The organism is Bartonella sp. TS25HLJMH, from assembly GCF_042193505.1.
Taxonomy (GTDB): Bacteria; Pseudomonadota; Alphaproteobacteria; order Rhizobiales; family Rhizobiaceae; genus Bartonella; species Bartonella grahamii.
Window position 1 is genome coordinate 1 of the sequence record NZ_JBHILV010000048.1, and the last position, 3036, is coordinate 3036.

The following is a 3036-nucleotide window of genomic DNA, read 5'->3' on the forward strand; positions in this document are numbered from 1 at the left end:
AATTCCGATAACTGCCGATTGTACCGCGCGAAGGGGGCGGGTGCCGTCGTCAACCTCGACAACTTCAACACCGTGTAGAAAACCTATTGCCATACTTTATGCTCCTTTAAATGAGGGGTGAATGAAAATGAATGGGAAAAATGAGAGGTAAAAAGCCGCTCTGACGAGCGACTTGACAAAAACTTTAAAACCGTTAGATTCATACAAAGGTGCTTCAAAAACACCTTGGATGCATAGCGGATAGATTGACGACACAATCTCTTCTCCGCACATTAAAGACTTTGACTCATTATATGCTATACGCATATAATAATGTTGTCGGGTGTGGTTACGCTATACAATACCCTTATGGGGAAGGCGTAACGACGGACTATGCACCGTGTTTTTGAGCACCCGGCATTCTTTGTTGAGTGTCAATCAAAAACATCTAACTGCATAGGAGTTCATCATGAATAATTTAGTAACAATCGACAGTGCTGGTATTGCTGTCACAACCTCTTTGAAAATTGCTGAGGGTGTGGGGAATAGCCATGCTACAGTTATCAAGCTTGTACGCAATAATCGTAAGGATTTTGAAGAGTTTGGTTCACTTGGATTTGAAATCCAATTGAGTAAAAGAGACGGTAAAGGTGGTCAAAAGAGAGAAGTTGCTATCCTCAATGAACCACAAGCCACTCTACTCATGACCTATATGCGTAACAATGATACGGTGCGTGCATTCAAAAAAGCACTCGTTAAAGCTTTCTATGATTTAAAAAAACAAGCTGTCGATTATGAATTATTTTCTTATGAGTGTTTTAAAAAACCTGCTGGTGTTGGAGAAATTTTAGGATTGATGATGAGACGTTTGTTGGATGCAAATGACCTCGAAAAAGAGCTTGATCATTACAAATCAGTTACAAAAGAAGCTAAGCGAGTTTTAGCAAGCCCTGTTGTAAAAGCTGCTTAACTTTAAAAACACGATTTATCTCCTCGTCTTTGAGGCGGGGAGGTATGCGATTTCTTTCTTAACGGCTATGCTCCATTTGCACATCTGCTTTTTTACTAACTTTTAGTGTTGGAATAGAAGAGACATCAATGTCCCTCAAGGCATGCCATGTATCATAATTGGCTTGAAGCTGTAGCCAAAGGGCTGGTCCATTTCCTAACAATTTACCAATGCGAGCTGCTGTTACGGCTGTGACTGGACGTTCTCCTTTAAGGATACCGTGCAAGTGCTGGCGTGATATTTGAAGAATCCTAGCAATTTCGGTTTTGCTTGCATTTAAATGTTCTAAGGATTCAGCTAAAATTTCTCCTGGATGAGAAGGACAACGATTAGGATTACGTGTGGTCATGGATAGTTTCCTTTACAAATCTTAAAACCTTCAGTGGTATTGCTCTAGATCAACATGGTAAACGTGTCTGTCTTTAAATTCAAAAGTGATACACCAAGGACCATTGATATGAATTGTGTAGCGAGTTGGAGTAAAGCCTTTAAGCATATGAAAATTATAACCTGGTACATTGATATCACTAACTTGAGAAGCTGCGTCAAGAGTATCCAGACGGCGAATAATACGCTGATGAAGCCTGCTATCAATCTTACTTTTTCCTGTTTCCCAGAGAGATTGTAGGTCTTTATTTTTAAATGTTTTGATCATAGCAAACTCAACAACTTTATTTTAAATAAGATGTAATATATTAAGTGACAATTGTCAACAAAAATGTTACAGTTAAATATTGTTAATGGAATACTGTAGAACTAAAAGAATTTAAGAAATGAATATCAAACCAATTTGTACAGAGAGAGATTACCAAGAAGCTTTAGAAGTTGTGTCTGCAATGTTTGATAAGCAGCCAGAAGTTAATACTCCAGAATTTGATAGAATGAAAACTCTTGTTTTGTTAATTGAAGCTTATGAAACAGAACATTATCCTATTTCTTCTCCTCATCCTATTGAGGCTATTAAATTTAGAATGGAACAAATGAACTTAAGTGCTAAAGATCTGCTTCCTGTTGATTTATATCATGAATTAATAAAAGCGCGTTCTCGTGTACAATCTTTTGTTTATGCAGATGCACCGCAAAATATATTAGACGATTTAGATCGTGGTTTAGATGACATTTTGAATAGTGATCAACATGTTTAAAGCAGGGGATGTCATTATTTATCTAGTATTTCATAAAACATTATCCCTTCAGAGTGAGGAAGAGATTAAACAGTGTGAAGTACCGGAACTTTGCTAACATCTGTTTCATGTTCGGCATGCTTTAATAGCGAATAAGCGCTAACAGCGCTATATTCCGAGGACGATTTTCATTTGCGGTTGGTACGCTTCTAGATGCGTCAAACTTTATGGTTGAGGATGAACCAGAAGAAGTATTGCTGCTATTAGAAACCCCACCATATTTAAAAGCGCCACTTGCAACTTTAGCCTTGGCATCAAAATTCAATTCGCCTGTAATGTTACGGATAGCGTCGCCTTGCTGTGATCCAATGGTTCTATTAGGGTCAATATTACGTTTATCATCAACTCCCCGTAGGAACTCCCCTCTTAAATCTGGCAAGCGAAAGGTAGTTTTGCCGTCGCCAGCACCATAAGTCGTGCCTATAACCGCAAAAAGTTGTGCATAGTCGCTCCGTGAAATGAGCGCACCATTTGCTTTTAACCATCCCTTTGGAACTGTTAAGTGCAGGATAATAAATTACAGTTCCTACTGGCATGCTATTGTTTAGCGCGTCCAGCAAAGCATCAATTTCGCTCTTGGTATAGACAAGATCACCATCAACTTTAAGCGGTCCTTTAAGCGTACTTTCATTTGCGCTTAAACGGGTAACCACTTTCCTTTTCGGACGACTGAAGAAATCAGATGATAAATTGCCCAAGATCTCCAAGTCGTCACCCATGGTGACTTTTCTGTTAAATGTGTTGTAATTCTGCCATTCATTTGGGCTTGCTAGGCGACCATAGGCTATGAGGTCTTCATTAAGCTTGGCTCTAAATTTATCAAGCCCCACGATATCTTCGGTTTTATGTTGATGCGTTCCTAAC

At 38.9% G+C, this 3036-nt stretch carries 5 protein-coding genes and 1 pseudogene; 2 read left to right on the forward strand and 4 right to left on the reverse strand.

Annotated elements, in window-relative coordinates:
• Positions 1–448: 448 nt before the first annotated feature.
• On the forward strand, positions 449–949 hold the full coding sequence (locus ACFINF_RS08930) for a Rha family transcriptional regulator (RefSeq protein ID WP_375620550.1): 501 nt from the start codon (positions 449–451) through the stop codon (positions 947–949).
• 58 nt (positions 950–1007) lie between these two features.
• Here ACFINF_RS08930 and ACFINF_RS08935 read toward each other — a convergent pair whose 3' ends face one another.
• Positions 1008–1337, reverse strand: a complete 330-nt coding sequence (locus tag ACFINF_RS08935) for a HigA family addiction module antitoxin (protein ID WP_375620551.1) — start codon at positions 1335–1337, stop codon at positions 1008–1010.
• Positions 1338–1367: 30 nt separating this feature from the next.
• Entirely contained in the window at positions 1368–1643 is a 276-nt protein-coding gene (locus ACFINF_RS08940; RefSeq protein ID WP_375620552.1) for a type II toxin-antitoxin system RelE/ParE family toxin, read from the reverse strand.
• 118 nt (positions 1644–1761) lie between these two features.
• Here ACFINF_RS08940 and ACFINF_RS08945 point away from each other — a divergent pair, with 118 nt between their 5' ends.
• A complete protein-coding gene (locus tag ACFINF_RS08945; protein ID WP_375620553.1) occupies positions 1762–2133 on the forward strand; it encodes a type II toxin-antitoxin system HigA family antitoxin in 372 nt (123 codons plus the stop codon).
• Between the two features lie 121 nt (positions 2134–2254).
• Here the strand turns inward: ACFINF_RS08945 and ACFINF_RS08950 are convergent, their stop codons facing one another.
• Together ACFINF_RS08950 and ACFINF_RS08955 are read right to left on the reverse strand one after the other, a co-directional pair.
• Positions 2255–2632, reverse strand: a complete 378-nt coding sequence (locus tag ACFINF_RS08950; RefSeq protein ID WP_375620554.1) for a phage tail protein — start codon at positions 2630–2632, stop codon at positions 2255–2257.
• Positions 2514–3036 (reverse strand): annotated as a pseudogene (locus ACFINF_RS08955) (hypothetical protein); the annotation flags it as partial. The gene ACFINF_RS08950 and the pseudogene ACFINF_RS08955, both read right to left, overlap by 119 nt.

Bases quoted from the DNA above. Each gene is read 5' to 3' on its own strand.
- ACFINF_RS08930 (WP_375620550.1), top strand. From the start codon at position 449: ATGAATAATTTAGTAACAATCGACAGTGCTGGTATTGCTGTCACAACC.
- ACFINF_RS08935 (WP_375620551.1), bottom strand. From the start codon at position 1,337: ATGACCACACGTAATCCTAATCGTTGTCCTTCTCATCCAGGAGAAATT.
- ACFINF_RS08940 (WP_375620552.1), bottom strand. From the start codon at position 1,643: ATGATCAAAACATTTAAAAATAAAGACCTACAATCTCTCTGGGAAACA.
- ACFINF_RS08945 (WP_375620553.1), top strand. From the start codon at position 1,762: ATGAATATCAAACCAATTTGTACAGAGAGAGATTACCAAGAAGCTTTA.